General features: G+C 36.1%; 21 protein-coding genes. 3 read left to right on the top strand and 18 right to left on the bottom strand.

Features of this window, described 5'->3' with window-relative positions; genetic code table 11:
* Positions 1-19: 19 nt before the first annotated feature.
* From K412_RS0108945 to K412_RS0108930, 4 genes are all read right to left on the bottom strand, one after another.
* Positions 20-829, bottom strand: a complete 810-nt coding sequence (locus K412_RS0108945; protein WP_024832789.1) for a P-loop NTPase family protein — start codon at positions 827-829, stop codon at positions 20-22.
* Positions 829-1,485: an SAF domain-containing protein gene (locus K412_RS0108940; protein WP_024832788.1), complete on the bottom strand. Its 657-nt coding sequence runs from the start codon at positions 1,483-1,485 to the stop codon at positions 829-831. The genes K412_RS0108945 and K412_RS0108940 overlap by 1 nt, the downstream gene beginning before the upstream one ends.
* A gap of 5 nt (positions 1,486-1,490) precedes the next feature.
* Positions 1,491-3,068: a serine/threonine-protein kinase gene (locus tag K412_RS0108935; protein ID WP_024832787.1), complete on the bottom strand. Its 1,578-nt coding sequence runs from the start codon at positions 3,066-3,068 to the stop codon at positions 1,491-1,493.
* A gap of 127 nt (positions 3,069-3,195) precedes the next feature.
* Positions 3,196-4,086, bottom strand: a complete 891-nt coding sequence (locus K412_RS0108930) for a radical SAM protein (protein ID WP_024832786.1) — start codon at positions 4,084-4,086, stop codon at positions 3,196-3,198.
* A 173-nt stretch (positions 4,087-4,259) separates the two neighbouring features.
* Here K412_RS0108930 and K412_RS0108925 point away from each other — a divergent pair, with 173 nt between their 5' ends.
* Complete coding sequence (locus tag K412_RS0108925; RefSeq protein WP_024832785.1) at positions 4,260-5,237, top strand: alpha/beta hydrolase; 978 nt, start codon at positions 4,260-4,262, stop codon at positions 5,235-5,237.
* A gap of 89 nt (positions 5,238-5,326) precedes the next feature.
* On the opposite strand, the gene K412_RS0108920 is transcribed toward K412_RS0108925, so the two are convergent.
* The 5 genes from K412_RS0108920 to K412_RS0108900 all read right to left on the bottom strand — a co-directional run bounded on the left by K412_RS0108920 (position 5,327) and on the right by K412_RS0108900 (position 10,561).
* Entirely contained in the window at positions 5,327-6,655 is a 1,329-nt protein-coding gene (locus K412_RS0108920; RefSeq protein ID WP_024832784.1) for a Kelch repeat-containing protein, read from the bottom strand.
* 172 nt (positions 6,656-6,827) lie between these two features.
* Entirely contained in the window at positions 6,828-7,310 is a 483-nt protein-coding gene (locus K412_RS0108915) for a flagellar protein FlgN (protein WP_024832783.1), read from the bottom strand.
* A gap of 87 nt (positions 7,311-7,397) precedes the next feature.
* Positions 7,398-7,802 carry a flagellar export chaperone FliS gene (gene fliS, locus K412_RS0108910; RefSeq protein ID WP_024832782.1) on the bottom strand — a complete coding sequence of 135 codons (405 nt, stop codon included), beginning with the start codon at positions 7,800-7,802 and terminating at the stop codon, positions 7,398-7,400.
* 37 nt (positions 7,803-7,839) lie between these two features.
* Positions 7,840-10,176, bottom strand: coding sequence for a flagellar filament capping protein FliD (fliD, locus tag K412_RS20615; protein WP_034847364.1), 2,337 nt, complete (start codon positions 10,174-10,176; stop codon positions 7,840-7,842).
* Between the two features lie 4 nt (positions 10,177-10,180).
* The gene (locus tag K412_RS0108900) at positions 10,181-10,561 is read right to left on the bottom strand and encodes a flagellar protein FlaG (RefSeq protein ID WP_024832781.1); all 381 of its coding nucleotides are present in this window, start codon (positions 10,559-10,561) and stop codon (positions 10,181-10,183) included.
* Positions 10,562-10,936: 375 nt separating this feature from the next.
* On the opposite strand from K412_RS0108900, the gene K412_RS23045 reads away from it, so the two are divergent.
* Positions 10,937-11,284 (top strand): transposase family protein, encoded by a 348-nt coding sequence (locus K412_RS23045; RefSeq protein ID WP_081741802.1) that lies wholly within the window; start codon positions 10,937-10,939, stop codon positions 11,282-11,284.
* Positions 11,241-11,519, top strand: a complete 279-nt coding sequence (locus tag K412_RS20610) for a transposase (protein ID WP_034847360.1) — start codon at positions 11,241-11,243, stop codon at positions 11,517-11,519. Before K412_RS23045 ends, K412_RS20610 begins: the two co-directional genes overlap by 44 nt.
* A 146-nt stretch (positions 11,520-11,665) precedes the next feature.
* Here the strand turns inward: K412_RS20610 and K412_RS0108885 are convergent, their stop codons facing one another.
* From K412_RS0108885 to K412_RS0108845, 9 genes are all read right to left on the bottom strand, one after another.
* On the bottom strand, positions 11,666-12,487 hold the full coding sequence (locus K412_RS0108885) for a flagellin N-terminal helical domain-containing protein (RefSeq protein ID WP_024832779.1): 822 nt from the start codon (positions 12,485-12,487) through the stop codon (positions 11,666-11,668).
* A 186-nt stretch (positions 12,488-12,673) separates the two neighbouring features.
* Positions 12,674-12,892, bottom strand: coding sequence for a carbon storage regulator CsrA (csrA, locus tag K412_RS0108880; RefSeq protein WP_024832778.1), 219 nt, complete (start codon positions 12,890-12,892; stop codon positions 12,674-12,676).
* Between the two features lies 1 nt (position 12,893).
* Positions 12,894-13,340, bottom strand: a complete 447-nt coding sequence (fliW, locus tag K412_RS0108875; RefSeq protein WP_024832777.1) for a flagellar assembly protein FliW — start codon at positions 13,338-13,340, stop codon at positions 12,894-12,896.
* A 73-nt stretch (positions 13,341-13,413) separates the two neighbouring features.
* On the bottom strand, positions 13,414-13,995 hold the full coding sequence (locus K412_RS0108870; protein WP_024832776.1) for a DUF6470 family protein: 582 nt from the start codon (positions 13,993-13,995) through the stop codon (positions 13,414-13,416).
* Between the two features lie 34 nt (positions 13,996-14,029).
* Positions 14,030-14,959: a flagellar hook-associated protein FlgL gene (flgL, locus tag K412_RS0108865; protein ID WP_024832775.1), complete on the bottom strand. Its 930-nt coding sequence runs from the start codon at positions 14,957-14,959 to the stop codon at positions 14,030-14,032.
* Between the two features lie 2 nt (positions 14,960-14,961).
* The gene (gene flgK, locus K412_RS0108860; RefSeq protein WP_024832774.1) at positions 14,962-16,596 is read right to left on the bottom strand and encodes a flagellar hook-associated protein FlgK; all 1,635 of its coding nucleotides are present in this window, start codon (positions 16,594-16,596) and stop codon (positions 14,962-14,964) included.
* A 31-nt stretch (positions 16,597-16,627) separates the two neighbouring features.
* Entirely contained in the window at positions 16,628-18,745 is a 2,118-nt protein-coding gene (gene flgK, locus K412_RS0108855; protein ID WP_024832773.1) for a flagellar hook-associated protein FlgK, read from the bottom strand.
* A 33-nt stretch (positions 18,746-18,778) separates the two neighbouring features.
* The gene (locus tag K412_RS0108850; RefSeq protein ID WP_024832772.1) at positions 18,779-19,279 is read right to left on the bottom strand and encodes a flagellar protein FlgN; all 501 of its coding nucleotides are present in this window, start codon (positions 19,277-19,279) and stop codon (positions 18,779-18,781) included.
* A gap of 45 nt (positions 19,280-19,324) precedes the next feature.
* Positions 19,325-19,612: a flagellar biosynthesis anti-sigma factor FlgM gene (locus tag K412_RS0108845; RefSeq protein WP_024832771.1), complete on the bottom strand. Its 288-nt coding sequence runs from the start codon at positions 19,610-19,612 to the stop codon at positions 19,325-19,327.
* Positions 19,613-19,645 lie beyond the last annotated feature (33 nt).

Here is a 19,645-nt window from a genome sequence, read left to right as displayed (position 1 = left end):
TTAAATTTGTAAAATATGTTTACGTAATTGTGCCAAATATACTTTTTAAATAATTAACCTTTTTACTCCCCTGCTCTTTACCAATTAATTTAAGATTAAACACTTGAGTAATATATTTGGAAACCTGCTTTACAGAATCATTGCATTCCGTATCTCTTTGTAAATAGAGATGAAGGCTATCTCTGTTTTTCATCTCCTGCAAAGTTGTGCAATAGTCCATCTTATATATCTTATTTAGAGAAAACCTTCGCTTAATGTCACTTACTCTGGGGTAAATATTTCTATACTTGGACATAAGATATACTTCTTTCTGCTTGTGTTCTGATTTGTATTCCATAGTGGATTTAAGCATATTCACACTTTCTGCATCCTGAACGAAAAGATTTATGAGCATTAAGGATTTTTGAAAAACTATATTTGTCATAATATTTTCTTTACTTGAAACAGTATCAAATATGATTAAATCAAAAGTTTTTTCAAGATTGTCAATAAGTGCTGAAAAGCTGTCTGTATAACGCCTAACATAGGAATTTGTAGTATTATAGCTTCCCAGAAAGTATATTCCATTTGATTTTGGAATAATATCTGTCAGCTCCCCGGGGTTATATCCACATTCCGATTCTTGAATATTAATTAATTCCTCAATTCCTGGAGAAGACTCATTTATACCCAGCAGCTTATAAAGAAGGCTGAATTTGGAATTGAGACAGCAAACCAGTATTTTTGTATCCTGTGATACCATTCTCCTGATTTGGTTTGCCATAATATACGTAAAAACCGACTTACCAGAGTTCTTGACCTCTGATAAGACTGCTGCCGTTTTACCCATCAATTAACCTCCCCACCTGATTTTTGTGTACTATCACAGTACAGTTCATAGATAAGTTTTCCGTTTCTTGACGCAGCATATATCTTTTCCCTGTCCTCTTTGCCTAAAACCAATTTTAAGTAAGCAATTTTGGAGTTGACTGCGGATTTTGAATCTAAGGCTATACCTGCATCGTCTAATACATCCTTTACTTGGATTTTATATAAAATATCCTCTGTTGTATCACCAGTTTCTTTTTGTAGTCTTACGTCAACATATGAACCCTTTTTAATCAAATTAGCCAATCTATCCTCCATACTAACAGGCAGAACAATGATTCTCTCATCATCCTTATACCATTCCTTTTTATCAAGAAGCTCATATGTCCTTATAAAATCGTTCTTATGTATATCATTAATTGCCCTTTTCCCTGCAACATTGCTAATTTCCGTTTCTACATTAGCACTTACTCCTGACGCATAAACTTCTTTTTTCCTCAGAAAATGTTCTTCTATTACTACTCCTTCTTTTATATCTGTCGTTGCCACTACAACAGATATTTTCTTTTCGGTATTAATAGGATATTTTGTAAATATATATGCAAATAATGCAGAATCCGTAATTAGAAACAAACCGATACAGATAAGTACGGTCTTTATAATAAGCCTTTTACTCATAGCCTTTACTCCTTTTTAATTAAACTTTTCTTTCTGTGTGGAATGATTTTATGTAAAATGATATTTGATATAGATTTTTTAAAATTATCAGATAGCAAACCGTTAAACCCTGCTAATTTTTCAAAATAACCGTACATCCATTTCAAGTATACCCTTTCACTGTAGGGAACCTCAAAAATCTCCGGCTTTGCAAACAGTTCTCTTAGTTCTGCAAATTCAGAGCTATTAAAAACACTGTGTACAAGTATATCTGAACTTAATTCTCCTTTATAAAATTTATTGATTATAAAAGAAGTTCTGGATACTATTTTCTCTGCAAAACCTATCCTTTCAAGAATTTGAAATATTTTAGAAATGTTAATAGGATTCATGTCTGAGACAATAAAAATGTTATCAAGATATGTATCTATAGCCTTTAAAATCTCCGGATGCCCGTCAATAAATATGTATCTGTATTTCTCCTGCAGCTGTCCCAATAGCTTGTATATAGTGACACTTTCCGGCGAATCGGCAAACGATTCTATATATATTCTAAAATAATACATATTAGATTTAATTTTTTGGGGAATGGGTATTTGAGAATTTTCATCAGAATCAAAAAAGATTTTATCCAAATCGCCAGTACTGCTCAAATCAACTATACACACCGAATTTCCGGACTTGGCCGTATGTTCTGCCATTGCCACTGTAAGTGTAGAAACACCTGTCCCGGCTACTCCGGTTATTGCAATTACTTTAGAAAATATGTGTGGCAGTTGTACATAATCAGTTTTTTGAGCTAAAGTGTCGGAACTCATCAGTAGATAATGTCTCAAGGCCTTCATAAGTTCTTCTGCAGTTCTGTATCTTAAATCAGACCTTGGGTTTACACATTTTTTTAGTATTTGGCTCATTTCAGGTGAAAGGTGCTTTAAGAAATTATTATCCTGATAGAAAGAATAATTCTTTACTGGGTCAATCCCTGTGATAAGATGAATTAATGTAATTCCCAGGGAATAAATGTCTGTTGCCGGACATAAGGAGCCTCCCATATACTGTTCAGGAGCCGCATAACCTTTTGTTCCTATAAAAGCGGTTTCTGCTAAACCCGGAGGTTTATTCTGGGATACGGTTACCATAGAAGATATGCCAAAATCGACGAGTTTAATAGTCTCTCCCTTTGTCAAAATAATATTTTGAGGTTTCATATCACCATATATAATAGGCTCAGGCTTCTGACCGTGGAGATAATCCAATACACTGCACAATTGTATCCCCCATTCTGCTGCCTCTTTCTCATGGACATTGCCTTTTTCATCAATAAACTGTTTGAGACCAATTCCTTCTATATAGTCCTCAACAATATATATGCACCCTTCATCCTCATATACATCACATATTCTAGGTAGTGCAGGGTGATTTAATCTCTTCAATATCTCAGGCTCTAAATAACCGCTGATGGTGAAATCTCTGCCCTTTGGAATTTCCTTTACAGCCCAGAAATTGCCTAGCTTTGTGTTTTCAGCTAGATACACATTTCCGCAACCCCCATGTCCTAACTGCCTTATATACTTATATTTAGATTGAAAATAATTGTCCTGCATTGAATACACCCATATAAATAATTTTTATAAAGATTGAAATATTTTTAGATAAAATAGAAAAATATAGAAATGACAAATAAAATTATAAAACATATTTTTCTTAATTGCAATCTTTTTTTACTAATTTTCATACACCTTCCAGATTGAAATCCGGAATATACTGTGTGTCTGAGGATTCACGTTCTTGCACATACCCCTCTTCTAGTCCAAGCTTGTAAAGGTGTTCAACTGCCCTATTATATTCATTTCTTGTAATAGGTCTGTTTATTTCAGGGAAATTTCCAGCATTATAATAAGGAGTATACTGGCTCATAAGGGATACATAAACATCTCGAGGAAGATTTTCAGATATCCAATCCAGAATACTTATACTCTCTTTAACATGTCCAGGCAAAATAAGATGTCTGATAATAAGTCCTTTTTTAATAATACCATAGGAGTCTAATACCGGCGAACCTACCTGTTTATGCATTTGGATAATTGCGTTTTTGCAAACTTCAGGATAATCCGATGCTGCCGCATATTTTATAGCCGTTTTCTCTGAAAAATACTTAAAATCTGGAAGATACACATCCACTATACCCTTCATATCCAGTAGGTTTTCAAGGGAATCATATCCATTTGTATTGTAAATTATGGGAATGTTAATCCTGCCCTGCTGTTTCAATGGCAGAATTGCTTCTTTAATTGTCTTTGTATAGTGTGAAGGGTTTACAAGATTGATATTATGTGCACCTTTTTCGATTAAATTCATGAAGATTTCCTGTAGTCTGCTTATGGTAACTGACTTTCCATAACCCTCCTGACTAACTTCATAGTTCTGACAAAATACACACTTTAAATTACAGCCGCTGAAAAACACTGTTCCCGACCCTTTTGTACCGCTGATACAAGGTTCCTCCCACATATGCAAAAAGGCCTTGGCAACCTTTGGCTGTTCAGGTACACCGCAAAAGCCCGTTACATTATTTCTGTCAACACCGCAATGTCTCGGACAGCAGCTGCAAATCTGGCTCATAACACAAATTCCTTTCTTTAGACATGTTTTAACAATTACTGATATTGTATTTACATTCCTTATAATTAAAAATATAATAAAGCTTGGGAATTCATAAGTCAATATGGTTTTTCTGTAAGTCTACAAGTATCCCTTTGGGTTTGATTATTATATAAAAATGGAGGATAGTTCATATGCAGCTTTTTCCTGTTGCCTATGCGGAACGCAAAAGTGTTTTACCAAAGAATATTTTTTTGTCAGTGATTTATATATTAGTATTATTATTAGTCGCTGTAGCCGCGATTTCATTTTTTTCTGCATGGAAAATTACCCATCCAAATAAGGTTACTACGCCTCAAATATCTTCCAATATTGCACCTGACTATAATAATATCAGCTTTACGGTAGGTGAATCCAAAGAAAAAATAAACGGCTGGTTTTTTCCATACAGTGGTTCCAAAAAAACTGTGCTTATGGTTCATGGCTATGGAAAAAACAGGCTTCAATTCGAGGAACAAACCTTCCCGCTTATTGCAAGTCTTAATAAAGAAGGATTTAATGTAATGACATTTGACCTGAGAGGGTCTGGAAACTCATCCGGTTCAATGTCAACCTTCGGTAGAAACGAGACTTCTGATGTTTTAAGCGGTATAAAGTACCTTAATCAAAAGTCTACTGAACAGATTATTTTAATGGGATTCTCTACTGGAGCGTCTTCGTGCCTGTCTGCACTAACACAGACTCCATATAGAGACAGTATTATTGGCGTAATTGCAGACAGTCCTTACTCAAATATTGATGATTATATTGATTATATAGTAGAATCGTCCACACTGCTGCCAGCCATCCCCTTTAAACCGGCTGTGAAATTTGCTGTAAAAAAGATTTCAAAGATTGACAATTCACTGGATATAATATCAAAAGTACCTTTTATTATTCCAACTCCCATACTTTTAATTGATGGGGCTCAGGATATTCCCGGTACCTCTGATAATACAAAGCTGATTTATGAAGTGTATAAAAGGAAAAGTCCTGTACAGGCACACTATTGGAATTCTGGCGCCGCCGAATATGGTGAAAGCTATTTGTCTGCACAGGATAAATATATAGACCAAGTAATTGATTTTTCCAATGAATGTGTCGAAGAAGCTAAAAAATCAGCACAAAAATAATATAAAAAGTGCAATTGTTAAACCATTTTAACGGTGATTTAACAACTGCACTTTTTGTTTAAGGTCTGGTAGCTTAACTGGAATATGAATTATTCTGCATATTCCTTTACTTCGAAGCTTGCTATCTTGCTATATGCGATATATTCCTTTCTACTTAGGAAAGGTTTGATATTGTTCTTTTTATTAAATATGTAATATGCTGGTGCGACACCGGTTGAGCTGTTATCATACCAAGTTAAGAAGCTGTCTAGCTCTGCGGCATTTAAATCGTATTCCTTTATTACTCCGTTAACCATTGTCAATTCAAGTATTGCACTGTTTCCTGTAATAACCGGTGGATTTTCACTGCCTCCATCTCCGGGGTCGCCTGTGTTAGTAGGGGTGTATTCTTCGACGGATTTTAAAGTAGCACCTCCGTACCTTCCGCCTATAGCATAAATTTTACCATTTACTACCGCTACACCGGAGTCAGTTCTACCAGCCAGCACAGGTGCAAGGTAAGTCCATTTATCTGTAGCAGGGTCATATTCTAGCGTTTTGGAGCCACTAGCCCCGACCATGTATATTTTATTATTCAATACAACTGCTTTTCCTCCACCTGTAGGCATTGATGTCTTCAATGTCCAAATGTTATTAGCAGGGTCATATTCCTCTATTGAGGCTGAAACATTATTAGTTCCAGAATTAACCCCCCCAATTACATAGATTTTGTCATTTATTACAGCTATGTTAAAGCTAGATCTACTATTGTACATTGGAGCCTTTGTTGTCCAGGTATCAGTTACAGGGTCATACTCTTCTACAGAATTGAGATATTTGCCCGTACTGTTGTAACCACCTATAGCATATATTTTCCCGTTTACCACAGCTGCTTTAAACTGTTGTCTGCCAACAGACATTGGAGCCTTTGTTACCCATATGTTATTTGCAGGGTCATATTCCTCCACCGAGGTAAGTTGACTTCCTCCTATTGCATATATTTTACCATTTAAAACGACTGTTGCAAGGTCATCCCTTCCATATGCCATAGAGGCCTTCGTTGTCCATGTATTGGTTTCAGGATTATATTCTTCAACTGATTTTAAATCGGTAGCCCCGCCTCCTACTGCATATATTTTACCGCCTATTACTGCTAATTGATGACCTTCTCTTGCCACTGACATGGGTGCTTTTGTGGTCCAGGTATCAGTAGCAGGATCATACTGTTCTACTGAGCTTAGCGTAGAATATGCAGTTCCTCCAATAACGTATATCTGTCCGTTTAGAACTACTGCTTCATGATTATATCTTACAGTATTGAGGGGTGCCTTTGTGGTCCAGGTATTTGGGTCTGCTGCAAATACCATGCTACTTGAAACTACAATGACTAACATAAAAACCATTGCACTTAAAAGTTTTAACTTGTTTATTAATCTCATTTGTACTAACATCCTTTCAGTATTTTGTATATTTTTGTATCATTATATACTAATACCCAAACAAAGTGCAGTCTTGTAATTTATGTTAACCAGAGGTATAATAAGGAATTTAACCCTATATATGTAAAAAGTACACCTTGTAAAATTGGGTGCACTTTATTTTAAGTATTATTTATTTTTTTGTGTCAAAATAATATGACTGCTGAGGTATTTTACCTCCAATATTATAACCACTGTTTGCTATTTTACCTTGCTTTATTTGCCTTATTTGTCCTCCCAGACTGTCCAGAACACCTCGAGCCTTCAAGTTATTTTCATTTTCAGTCGTTTGTATTTTTTTTGCTGTATCAAATATTTCTCTAATAGTCTGTTGCAGTTTTACAGCTTCATTATACTTAGATATGCTTACTTCTTCCATACTCTCTATTCCAAGGATGGATTTCAGCCTTGAATAATATACTTCAAATGCATCATCCAACTCGTTAATTTCATCTATTAATTTCTGCTTCAAATCAATTAGCGATTGCAGCTCATTTATGCTATCTTCAGTAATTACTTCAAACTGTTTTTTGGTAAGGTTTAAAATTTTTTTCATATTGTCTAACTTTTTCAAAGACAAATCAGTAAGTTTTTGAATATATTGTTCAGGTGTCATTATTCTCCTCCAAAGCTTTGTAATTAATATAAATACACCCCGCACTAAATATATAATTGTGTGCGAGGTGCTTAAACTATTCAATATTTACCTTGCAATTTGCTCCGTAGATGAAATTTGCCTTCTAGCAAGCTTCATAGCCTTAGTCCATGTATCTCTGAGATCCTTTGCCATTCCCAGAACTTCTTCCAGAATTTCTTTATCTTTTTTCATGTTTGCCTCAATCAATCTTCTGTACATGTAATCATATACACTACCTAGCTGTTTGGACACTTCGTATTTCATATCCAAAGTCACCTGGAATTCCCTAACTATATCCTGGGCACGAATAATTGAGTTATTGGCTCTTTCAATGTTCTTTTCGTCAATAGCACCCTGTGCCTGCATTATGAATTTAACTAAACCATTGTACAGCATCAGAGTCAACTCCTCTGGAGTGGCTGTATATACCGAATTTTCCTTATACTGGTTATAACCATTGTTTACCATTATTAGCAACCTCCTGCTGTTCACTAGTCTCTATTTATTGTCAGGAACTAAATTGGGATGCAAGCCAGTTCGATTGAGCACTCATTTGACTTAGCATTTTTTCCATATTTGCATACTTTGCATATAGCATATTTTCCTTAGAAGTGAGCTTTTGATTTAATTCAGCTATAGTTTTATCAAAGCCCGTAATCTCCTTTATTAATGAATTAGTATACTCTGATGCATCACCCACTTGGCCGGCTTTCATTATTAATGAACCAAGATTGCCCTTTGCATCAGGTGTAGTTCTGATTGCATCCTGTATAATATCAGAGAACCTGTCTGCAAGTCCGGATTCTTTATACCTTTCGCTTTTTAGTGCATAATCACCGGAAGCCTTATAATAAGATTTATCAGAAGTGGCCGTAAAAAGATTTGCAACCTCTTCTGGATTATTAGCCAGCGCTTCCTTCAACTTTGATTCATCTATTACGAGTTTACCTTTTTGACGATAATCGTTGGATGTAGTTATACCTATAGAATATAAACTTAAACCCACACCCTCTACCGAGTCATATAAAGCAGCTCTTAATCTGTCCAAGGTGTTCTGTATATCAGAATTTCCGCTTAGCAAACCTGTTTTAGCTTTAGCTTCCCACTTTTCTATCTGATCAGTTGTCATGGACGCCTTTTGAGTCTCAGTTAAAGGTGTATAACTACGGTCTTTTTTCTCACTTATTTTTGTATTCAACTTATCAATTAAGGCATTATATTGTTCCACAAAACTTTTAATAGTATTAAAGGTTTTACTTGTATCACTTGCAACGGTTACTTTTATAGGGTCTGCACCTGCGGGTAAGTCTTTAGAAATATTAAAGGTAAGCCCGTCATAAGTAAATGAATTATTAGGCCTTACTATAGTCATGGAGGTTCCGTCCTCACCTGTAACAGTTACACTTGCATCAGTTCCGACAGCGCCTGTACCGGCAAGTCCCAATGATGACATAAATCCTCCAGCAGTATCAACTATATCAAGCTTAGATGTAGCACCTGTATCCTTAGCCTGTATTTTAAAGCTATTTGTAGTAACATCATAGCTCATAGTTGCATTGGCAGTAGTATCCATATTTACTTTTTTAATTATATCATTTATTGATGTAGTTGTCGGGTCAAAGGAAAAGGTAGCCGTTCCCTTAGAGCTTGTTATTGTAAATTCTATATTATTTGAAAAAGTCCCATCTGTATTTTTAATTGATGTACCGTCAGAGTTTTCAAAAGGATCAACTGCAAAACCTGCACCTATACTTGATAACTTCGCATTTAAATCAACCTTATTGGAAGTATTAGAACTATCAATCTGAAGTATTGCATTAGTTGCTCCATTAACTGTATATCCAGTGGAAAAAGTCACACCGACATCAGACTTAAGTAAAACTTTTCCATTCTTAATGTCGGCAGTTACACCTGCTCCGGCTCCAAACGCAGCATCAATACCGTTTTGAATTGCAGCTTTCAAATCATCTGCACTTGTAAAAGTTGAGTTTCCGTTAAGTGGCTGTACAGTCACAGTTTTTGTAGTGTTTCCAATAGTTAACTCAAATTGATTATTTGTCCCATTTAATTCAAAAGGAGTAGTATCGGATGGTACTGTGCTGAACAATTTTCCTGCTCCTTCATTATTGACAGTTCCTATTGAAAAAGTATCCGTGTTCCTAAGAGTAGTAAATCTAAGCCTACCACCGTTATTTTCAATTTTTATTTTACCATTGCCTGAAGAATCCGTTCCAAAGGCATTGTTTAATTTACTTTGAAGTTGTGAAACCAAATTATCTACACTAGATATTTCACCCGAATCATTATCCAATTTTATATCTACGGTTTTACCATTTAAGGTTATTCTAAAAATGTTATTATAGCTGGAACTTTTTATTGTATCTAAATCTGTCTGAGAAATTACCCCTGTTTCAACAGTCTTAGTTACATTTGCTCCCGTAGATATACGTGCACATGTGGCTGCAACAATATCTGATAATGAATATACCCCTGCTTTAGCACCACTTCCTGCAGTTACACTAATAACATCAGAGGAACTGCCTGCTGCCATTGTAGCGGTATAACTGGAGAATGTAGATGCCAATTTTAAATTAGTGGTTGAAGTAAGACTATCGAAAAATTGATTATAAAAGCTCTGAAGGGATGATGTAACGTCTCTATATGCATCAATCATCCACAAATTTAATTCTCTGCTTTGCTTTATCTTATCTATCTTAGCCTGTTCCCCTGAAAGGGCTGCCCTTACCAAAGCATCAGTATCAAAACCTGATATCAGTCCGGTCAGTCTTGAGTAATTTGTAGCACCCGCAACTCCATTTGTGTTTGAGGAACTGTTAATATTCATATCTCTACCTTCTTTCGTCAACTAATATGCCGGCCATCTCACACATCTTCGCTACCATATCCAAAACCTTTTCATTAGGAATCTCACGAATCAGTTCGTTTGTATCTGAGTCAAATACCTTAACAACTATTTCATTTGTCTTTTCATGAATAGAAAATTCAAACCTTCTGTTGCCACCGGAAATTGCCTTATTTGCTTTTTGTATCGCTTCTATAACCACTCTCTCAGAGACAGGCATGTAGTCTTTATCATAATCTGTTATTTGGGAAATTGACTTTGTAGCTGTCAACGTCCTATCTGATTTGCCTACTGTACTTATTATTTTTTGAATCTCTGTATTACTGCTTTGACTATTAGTCATTAATTCACTGCCATCTATTTTCATACCTGCACCCCCAAAAACTCTTCTGTTATTTTTATCGGAAAAAATCCTATATGTATTTAGCAGTTTTTGGGGTCAGCTATATTTTTCTATATAATTAATTTTTTATCAAAATAGTCATATACGCCAGAGTATTGCAGTTCTTTTCATTTAATTGCTTTGCAATATCGTTAAGAAAAATTGTATTATGATCGGTTCTATACTAAACATTGGGGTAAAAAATAAAAAAAGTGAGGCATAATGCTTCAAATTCTTGTAAACTGAAGTTACCACACAACATTTTTCAAGAAGGAGAAAGTTTATGCCTCAAAATGATTATATCTCAAAACTACTAGACATAGGAAGTATTAACATTTTAAATTACAACGTCGGCCTCATATTTGTCCTGACTGTGGAAGAATTACTGATAAAGTACACGACTATAGAACTCAAAAAGTAAAAGACGTTCCTGCCTTTGGAAAAAAACTTTTATGGCTTTATTCTAAACGCCGTTATTGTTGTCCTTACTGCAATAAGCGTTTTTATGAAACTAACGGATTATTACCTAAGTTTCATAGGCTTAGTAGCCGTTTAACTGCTTATTCTATTAATGAACTGGAAAGTAAACGCTCTCAAAAGGATATTGCTTCATCTCTTGGGATTTCACCTTCCACTGTTAATAGGTGGCTCCAGTTAATCGGATATTCAAAACCTTCTAAACTCCCGAAAGTACTTTCAGGCAACTAAAATTTTAAGAGAATTTCGTATGCACGCATATGTTGCTGATATACCCGAATTTAAAGCTTGTTTGACAATGTTAAAAAACTGGGAACCTTATATTTTAAACGCTTTCATCTGCCCTTATTCTAATGGTTTTACCGAAGGTATTAACAATACAATAAAGGTTATTAAGCGTATTGCATATGGGTATAGGAACTTCGATAATTTCAGACGTAGAATCCTACATACCTTACAAACATAAAAGAACCAATCACCTGTTAAGCAATTGGCTCTTTAAATAAAAATTTCAGTTTACTGTTCTACCCCAACTATTGACATAGAACCGAATATAAAATAAAGAGCCAGAGGCATATTTCCCCCGGCTCTTCGTCAGTTGCAGAAAACTAATTACCTGAGTAATTGAAGAACACCCTGTGGCTGTTGATTTGCTTGTGCAAGCATTGATTGAGCTGCTTGTGACAGAATATTCTGTTTTGTGAATTCCATCATTTCCTTAGCCATATCAACGTCACGGATACGTGATTCAGAAGCAGACAGATTTTCACTATAAGTATCCAAATTGTTTATATTGTATTCCAATCTGTTCTGGTTTGCTCCAAAGTAAGAACGAATTTTACTTACTGCATTGATCTGATCTTCGATAGTACCTAATGCAGCAGTTGCACCCGCTTGAGTTTTCAAGTCATAACCTTTTACAGCAGTTTCAACAGCAGTAAGATCAGTACTTGTCTTAGCAAGTGTCAGAGTTTGTGAATCTTCCTGTCCTACCTGAAGAATAATGTCATCACCAGCACCATCAAGTAAAGCGATACCATTAAACTTTGTATTAGTCTTAATGTCAGTAACCTGATTTGCAAGTTCTGTTACTTCTTCTTGGATTCTTTCCAAGTCATTTGTTGCATCATAAGTTCCGTTTGCAGCCTGAACAGCAAGCTCCTTAATACGAACAAGTATGTTACTAACTGTAGCCAAAGCACCTTCACCTGTCTGTATCATTGAGATACCATCCTGTGAGTTTCTTGATGCTTGATCCAAACCTCTGATCTGACCTCTCATCTTTTCACTGATTGCCAAACCAGCAGCATCATCACCTGCACGGTTGATACGAAGACCTGATGACAATTTTTCCAAAGCTTTGCTAGTTGCGCCTGTGTTGTTTGTCAACTGACGGTAAGTGTTCATTGCAGCAATATTGTGATTAATTCTCATAATATAAATCCTCCATGATTATAATTTATTTCCGGGAGTCCTTTCCCGAATGGTATGCAGGCCTGCCCTCCGCCTATCCGGCCGGTTTATAGCGTATGACCTTCCTGCTTAATTAATATATCGTACTTTTTTAAAAATACTTTATAGTTAAAATCAAAAAACTTTAAACTTTTTTAGTGTTGAGTACTATTTTTTGAATATGGAATCAAATTCCACAACATCTGCGGCAGCGGCCTTTTTGTTTTCTTCCTGTATTTCAAGGTACAGCTCCTTACGGTATATGGATATGTTCTTAGGAGCCTTTAGGCCTAATTTAACCTGATCACCTTGTATCTCTATGATTGTAAGCTCAATATCATTGCCTATCATTAGTGACTGGTCTTTTTTTCTTGATAATACCAGCATGCTACACCTCCTGTTTCTGGAGCTCATCCATTATATAATGTCTAACGGTATACTCATCTGTATCCAATATGACCTGTGCAGCTTTTCTGTTTTCTTTGTTCACAATCACAGGAGCTTTGAGGTTCATACTCATTTTTTTCAAATCCTCCGGAACTACTACAATTGCAAACACATTAACCTGTGAAGGATTTTCTATTTCCAAAGCCTTAACATATTCGTCATTCAATACAAAATCATAGTCTTTCTTTATGGCAAAGGGATCAACTATAGCAAATGCAAGCTCTGGCTTTTCTATAGCCTGAATCCAACTAAATGGCGAGTCAGAATCCTGATTTTTAATAATCCCATATCTGTGTATATCCTCAAATCCAACAATACCTTCATCAAATTCAATTATATCCTCATCTTTTATATCAATTTCACCAAAGTGCGTTGTTTTCACCAGCATATTTACTCCTCCAAAATATTTTCTATTTAGCTTATTATACCGCTTTTGTGGATAAGTAAAAAGGCAATAATGCCTAAATATAATTATCTACATTATTGCCTGTATATTTAATTTCTATGGAGCCGTATGATTCCATTTTTGTATAAACTTTTCCAGGAGTGTAATTAAATTCTGTATGGGGCGGAATATATGTTCCTATTACCCCATTTCTCATCCCAATATCATTTATTGGTTCCGGGTCAAATTCAACAGTACCACCAACGTAGTCAATTTTGGGTCTTGCCATAGGCATTGTAACCATACCAAATTCATGGGTTGTAACGGAATTTCTTTGGGCAATATCAATCATTATGTTTGCCTTTCTTCCGATTTTAGCCATAGCATCTCCATCCTGTGCCACTCTGGCAATATACTCCATAACATGTCGATATGCATAACCTGACTGCTCTTTTAGCAAATCGTAATTGTTTTTCAATCCTTCTTCTGCAAAACATTCATATTGGTCAATCAAAACTCTGGGTAGTTCAGTTTTAATATTAACTACCGGCGGCTTTTGCTTTAGCTCTAGCCTTGCCATCTCACTTTTACGTTCTATTTTGCAATTAACTGTCTCAATAGAGATTTTTGCGGGTGTCGTTTGAATAGAAAGCCCCATACATCTCACATCCTTGTATCCACACTGATTTTAATTATCTTAGGAAATCCACCAGTGTCTGTTGTATAATTCTTGCTCCTCCAGCCAATGAGGACTGATACACATTTTCCTCCATTTTTAGATTCATAATCGTCTCTGCAGGGTCTGCATCCTCATTCTTGCTCATCAAATCTGTCATATTAACTAAATCATTACTCATTCTATCTTCTGATAAATCAATTCTATTCTGTCTTGCACCAACATCTGCCCTGACTCTTAACAGGTTATCAATCTGTACGTCAAACTGGTTAAGTAGGCTTCTTACTCCATCATTATCTCCTGCTTCCATTTCGGTAATAATATTGGTGAAAAGTGCCATCATTGCAGGTTCAACCCCATCAGCTGCATTACCACCAAGATTAAAAATATCTCCTCCGCAAACATTTATATTTATATTATCACCTTCACCAATTTCAAACTGAATTTTTTCTGTTATGGTATTAACATCAATTTCAAATTTCCCGAAATCAGGACTACTTTCATCATCATTTATTAATTTTTGATCTGTTTTAAATCCGGAAAACATATATCTTCCGCTGTAAGTTGTATTAGCAATATGCACAAGCTGAATTTTTAACTGCTTCATTTCTTCGCCTATATTCCCGGTTTCTGTTGGGGAATTAGTACCATTTGCTGCTTGAGTAGCAAGTTCCTTAGCTCGTTTTAGTATATCTCCGATTTGTGCCAAAGCAGTATCCGTAGCATCAACCCATGATTTAGCATCCCCCAGATTTTTCTGATATTGCTCTATCTTCGAAACATCTGTTCTCAATTTTAACGCTCTGGCAGCAACAATAGGATCATCTGAAGGGAGCTGAATCTTCTTTCCGGTATTTAATTGATTTTGATACTTCATCATACGGCTTTCGTTATTTCCCAAGGCCGTTAACATATTTGAAACCAGCATATTATTTGTTATTCTCATTTTTAGCCCACTCCTAACTTATTAATAAGTGTATCGTAAATTTCACCCATAGTTACAATCATTCTAGCTGCTGCATTATATGATTGCTGAAATCTAACCATATTTGTCATTTCTTCATTTAAATTAACACCGGATACTGACATTCTTCTGTTGTCAACCTGCTTTACTAATGCTTCCTGTGTTTTGGCAAAGGTCTCAGCTTGTTGTGCATCTATTCCCATGCCAGCTACCAAGGACTTCATAAAATCTTCCGGAGCACCTTCCTTGAAAAGACTCTGGTTTGATCTGATACCCATTAATTTTTTAAGTATATTGGTATTCCCATTTTGTCCGTCTGCATCAGATGTGGCAATATTATTTGCATCGTTTATTATGTCACTGCTGACACTAAAGTTTTTTGCAGTTATCTTATTATACTGTTCAGCAACTTGATCTATATAATCAGGATCTGTTATATTTGCAGTAACACCCGCTATTAAGTCCGCACTGCTTATAGGTGTATCCCCCACTCCTAACATTGTGAAAAATCTTATACCTGTAGGTGCAGAATTAGCATCTGTTAAATCCCCATCGTACCCATACCCGTCTACATGTCCTGCCACAGTATGGGCATAGCCAGAATCTATTTTTGTATACCCTTCATTAAATGCTATAGCAAATGTACGTACAAATTCATTTAACTTTCTTTGATAGTAAGGAACTCCTTTGTATATAGGCGTTCCATCTATTCCATCCTTACCGTCTCTTACATCCAACAACCCACGAAGTTCGCCCCCCGTAATGTTTACACTGTTACCGTCTTCCCATTTTATATCATATAGGTTCTCTATATCTTCCTCATTAAGTTTTGTACTTCTCTGAACTACAGTAAGTTTAGTTACACTGAAATGATCTACCAGTGTTTTACCCCCTAATGTAATCTGGAAATGTATATCGTCATCTCCATTGGGAAGTTTGCCGTAAGTAACTTCTTTAGCCTGTATATTTGCAAGCTTTGAAAGCTGGTCAACCAACAGGGTTCTTGAATCCCTTAAGTCATTAGCAGTATCCCCTGTCAGCTCATAGTTATAAATCTGTTTGTTTAGAAGCTGAATTTGGGAAGCAATAATATTAATCTGATCAACATCAATCTTAACCTGGTCATTTATATCATTTTGGAACTGTTCAAAATGAGTAGCTGTACTGTTGAAGTATTTTGCCAATGTGGTAGCTTTTTGAACAACCAACGCACGTGCAGCTCCACTTGAAGGATCCTTTGAAAGTTCCTGCAATGAATCAAAAAATCCATCCATTATCTTAACAAACCCACTCTGAGATGGTTCATTAAAGGTAATTTGAATTTCATTCATGAGCTCGGCCTTCTTGCTCCACTCCCCGTTAGCTACATTCTCACTCCAATACTTGAAATCCAGATAAGTATCACGGATTCTCTGTACACCGGTTGCCTGTGAGCCCGTACCCACCATACCTGTTCCATCCATAACCGCCAAAGGGTTGGATGCACTTTGTATAGACTGCTGTCTGGAGTACCCGGGTGTCGTTGCATTTGAAAGATTATGACCTACAACATCCAGATTTCGTTGTGCGGTATAAAGCCCGCTTAATGCAATATTTAAACCAAAAAAGCTTTGCTGCATTCCATTTCACCCATTTCTTCGTATAATATACTTATCTTCCTACCCTACCCATTGATGTAATAATGGTTTCCATCATTGAGTCAATTATATTAAGCACTCTAGAAGAAGCATCATATGCAAACTTAAACTTCATCATATTTGACATTTCTTCATCCATTGATACTTGCGAAATTGCATTTCGCTGAGCATCAACGGCCTTTACCACGGTTGCCTGATTGGCGGCAATTCTGTCAGCCTCCATGCCACCATTTCCAATTTCAAGAATAAGGTTTCTATAATATTCATCAATACTAACTCTTCCCGTACTATTAACCAGTATGTCTACATCTCTTAGATTAGCAATCTGTCTGGCTACTGTATTATCACCTTTTGCAGTTGTCTTTGCCGCCGTTATATTATTTAGTCCGTTATCACTCAGCAAGGCATCACTTAACTTAAGATTCCCCATCTCCATTGGATAGTTACTGTCTATAACGTCAAAGAATGCTACCCCTGGTTTGCCATCCAAAGTCATACCCGACATCTGAAGAGCATTTATTTCATTAACCATTCTATTTAACATCGCATTCAACTTAATTTTTACATCAGATACTATATTTAATGATGGAGGTATATTTCCGAGTGCATCTTTTACTGTCTGAACTAAATTATCACTCCAGTCTTTTAGCATACTCTCATAGCCTGCCAAATCATTATTTATGTCCATCAGATTTCCGCCAGTTCCTGCTGTAATAACTGACCATCCGGCTTCCGGGTTACCTAACCCATCAGGCAAACCATTATCTGCATAAGCAGTATCTGTTACTACACTTACTTTCATTCCCATGCTTTTTAAACTATTTATATAGGCTGTAGCATCACCTAGTGCGGTCCCAGAATCGCCATCAATACTTTTATTTGTAAATACATAAGTATACTTCTTTGCATCTTCTCTGAATCCCGTCGGCGCATTATTTAAGGCAGTCAGTTCATCTATTAGCCCTTTAAAGCTACCGTCACTTATTGTTGTATCCGCCTCTAATAAATTGCTTGCCGTCAAATCAGCTAACATATCATCGATATTGTTCTTATCATAAATCTTTCCATAAACATCGGATGTAGCTCCCATGGTTATAAATCTTATATTATAGTCCAAACCGGACTTTTTTAGCTCATTTATATATGTTGATAATGAATCTCTTAAATTATCAAAATCGTTTCCATCAGAAATATCTATTGCAAAAGTCAAATCTACTTTATAATTGGGAGTTCCATTTTCTGTGCTTCCCTTAATTCCAGGAACCTCTCCCCTGGCTTCCAGTAACCCCTTTAAAATCCCGCTCTTTACATTTACTTTAATATTAGTCCCTTCAAGCTTTGGATAAAAAAACTCGCCATCTTCTGCATTTGCCTGAACATAAAGATTCCTTGATTGTCCATCGTTAACTAGATAGTAACCTCCTAGAGTTACATCCACCTGACCATCCTGCATCTCATTTACTTCTGCATCACACAGGATTGAGAGACGATCCAATAAAAGATTCCTTTGATCTCTATAGTCGTTGGCCTTGTCTCCGTTTATTTCCTGTGCAGATATTTGCGTGTTAAGCATTGCTATCTGACTTGTTATACTATTAATCTCATTAACACGAACCTGAATTTCCATATTTAGGTCGTTTTGCAGTTTGTCCAACTGACTTCCTATGTGATTGTAATAATATACTAGTTCCTGCCCTCTCTGTCTTACCATTGCCCTTGCAGTGAGGCTCTCAGGCTCTTTGCTCAGTTCCTGCCAAGAGTCCCAGAATTTATTCATTACCCCCTGAAGGCCATCCCCCATAGGGTCATTCAGAATGGCTTCTACGTCCTGAAACGCCTTACTTCTGGTATCCCAGTAACCCTGAATAGTATTTTCCTGTCTGTATACTATATCCAGAAAGGTATGCCTAATCTGCCTTGTTTCCTGGATATCGGCACCCAACCCATATTGAAGTAATCTGCCGTTATTGCCATATTCAGTAATATATGGATTTGTCTCAATAATTGCTTGTTGCCTGGTAAACCCTAATGTGTTAACATTTGAAAGGTTATGTCCTGTAACAAACAATCCTCTCTCACTAACCCTTAAGCCGGATCGTGCTATTTCATAACTGGAAAATCCTACAGCCATTTTGCTGTCCCCCTAAAACATTGTTCTGTCTGATTAAAGTTTCACGTCAAACAAATTTCTCTTTTTTACCTCGTCTGCGTTTCCTGAACTACCATAACTATTGGTAACAGTACCCACACTTGTCATCATATTTATGGAAAAATCAATATACTCCAAAGAATTCTTTATCAGTTTTGAATTAAGCTCATTTTTAGCTTTCAAACTGTTTATACTATTCAGTAATTTTTCCTGACATTCTTTAAGCTCCGCAGCTTCCTCCTGTCCTATACACAAAGTTAGCTCCGATATTGTTATTTCCTTCGGGTTTTTACCAAGGACTGTGGACAAGGATTCAACAATCTTTTCTCTTTTGTCTTCTAACTTTGCTATCTTAATTATCAGCGATTGCTCAATTTTAACGATATTTTCAAGTTCACTAACATTGCCGCTCACAATTAAATCTGTCTTGTTGTTTGATAGTTTTAAGAATGTTTCGTAGATATCGCTTTCCTTATTAAGAATATCCGTTAACTCTTTTAATAATCCTGTATCCATATTCAGTACCTCCGAACTTTAGCATTCCCTTTAGATAGACTTTCTTTATGCTTTTTCATCTATCATCGCTTTTCCAAGCTTCTCTACAATTTCCTGTCCGCTCACATTGTATGTTCCGGAATGGTACACTTCTTTAAACTCATCTATTTTGTTCTGCCTAACGTCAGGAACATCCTTGAGTGCCTTAAATACAACCTGATGATCCTTTGCGTTATTTGAAATAGATATAACATCCTTTTTAGGTTTAACAGAGTTCACCTGATTAACCGCTCCTACATGGTTCTGAGTGTTGTATACCTTTGAAACATTGTAAACGTCACCTGAAATCTTCATCTAAAACACCTACTTTCTAAAGTGCACAATAAA

Source organism: Ruminiclostridium josui JCM 17888 (genome assembly GCF_000526495.1).
GTDB classification, from domain to species: domain Bacteria; phylum Bacillota; class Clostridia; order Acetivibrionales; family DSM-1351; genus Ruminiclostridium; species Ruminiclostridium josui.
Note: the sequence above shows the minus strand (reverse complement) of the source record. Positions and strands in the feature narration are given on the sequence as shown.